General features: G+C 29.7%; 1 protein-coding gene. It reads right to left on the bottom strand.

Annotation, left to right across the window (positions count from 1 at the left end; all coding sequences use genetic code 11):
• Positions 1-16 precede the first annotated feature (16 nt).
• Positions 17-733, bottom strand: coding sequence for a glycosyltransferase (locus DWX73_RS13375; RefSeq protein ID WP_147334799.1), 717 nt, complete (start codon positions 731-733; stop codon positions 17-19).
• Positions 734-780 lie beyond the last annotated feature (47 nt).

Below are 780 nucleotides of genomic sequence, written 5' to 3'. Positions count from 1 at the left end.
ACTTACGATTCTATTATTAAAATTTTCTAATTTCCTTTTTGACTGATAATACAACACTTACGATTCTATTATTAAAATTTTCTAATTTCCTTTTTGACTGATAATACAACTCATTAATATATTCTCTTCCATCATACCTTGATTTCATATCAATACTTAAAATTCCATTTGCTATTTCCTTTGCGTTTTGTTCCTGATAGAAAAATAATATATCCACAACATCTGAATTCCTAATCGCTGGTATATCAATAGCAAGTACTCTTAAGCCATTAGACAAATATGATAATATTTTGCTCGGAAATGATGTGTCTGTAAATGATGCAGTCGGATCTTGTGTACATAATCCTATATCACATGATTGTAAAAAATCTATATATTCTTCTCCTACTAGCACCCCTTCAAAAGATACCTTTGCTTTTCCTAATTTATTAACTTTTTGAATCGCATTTTTAAGATTCTCTAGCACAACTTCTGAGCCATTCCCACAAATATGTATCCAATAATTTTCAGGAAGATATTCTGCTGCCGCAACCGCTTCTAAGCTTCCTTTTCTTGGATCCAATGTTCCTGCATAAACTACATGTATATAATGATCATCCTTTTTCACATTTCTCATAGATTCGACAGAATAAGTACCATGTATAACCACAAATTTTTTACTATTTATATGAAATTTTTCTGGCATAATTTTCGAAGGGAAAATATAAGCATCTGCACTTTTTAGTAATGCCAATTCTTTCTTTTTACTTTTGTTGCCAATTCTTTCTTTTTACTTTTGTT

The organism is Coprococcus sp. AF21-14LB (assembly GCF_003458885.1).
In the GTDB taxonomy this organism is placed as follows: Bacteria; Bacillota; Clostridia; order Lachnospirales; family Lachnospiraceae; genus UBA9414.
The sequence above is the reverse complement of the archived record's forward strand: the minus strand, read 5'-3'. Positions and strand labels throughout refer to the sequence as shown.